Origin of the sequence: Paenibacillus sp. A3, from assembly GCF_001399685.1 — a bacterium.
Lineage (GTDB): Bacteria > Bacillota > Bacilli > Paenibacillales > NBRC-103111 > Paenibacillus_G.
Genome location: NZ_JTHN01000367.1, coordinates 1 through 618, shown reverse-complemented (window position 1 = coordinate 618; position 618 = coordinate 1). Strand labels below are relative to the sequence as shown.

The following is a 618-nucleotide window of genomic DNA, read 5'->3' as shown; positions in this document are numbered from 1 at the left end:
CGACGGTCTCCCGCGTGCTGAACCGCCACCCGTACGTGAGCGAGGATAAAAGGGCTGCCGTGCTGGACGCGGTGCGGAAGCTGGACTATGTGCAGAATTTGAATGCCGTCCATTTGATCAAAGGCAAGACGTCGATGATCGCCGTCGTGCTCCCTTATGTGGATAATCCGTACTTGAGCTCACCGGTAGAAGGCATCTTGAGCGAAGCGAACCGGCGCGGGTACCGGGTTGTCCTCTGCCAGACGAACTACCGCCCCGAGGAAGAACTCAAAGTGCTCGAAATGCTAAGAATGAAGCAGGTCGATGGCGTCATTATTACGTCGCGGACGAATGATTGGGATGTGATCAAGCCTTTTTTGGCTTACGGTCCGATCGTCGTTTGCGAGGACGCAGGGGACGAGCCGCTGTCCTGCGCCTATATCGACCACTACCGCAGCTTTGAAACGGGGCTGCGCTATTTGACGGCTCAGGGACACCGGCACATCGCCTGCTGCATCGGCAGGCGTAACAGCAATACGAGCCTGGCGCGGGAACGCGCCGTCCGCGAAGCGCTCGCCGCCGTGCAGGAGCCGCTGCGGCCGGAGTGGATATTCTACGACGCGCTATCGATGGAAGCGG

The 618-nt window shown here is 59.4% G+C and carries 1 protein-coding gene; it reads left to right on the top strand.

The features are described from left to right. A partial coding sequence (locus tag QJ48_RS34680) for a LacI family DNA-binding transcriptional regulator (protein WP_157261872.1) occupies positions 1-618 on the top strand: 618 nt, incomplete at both ends.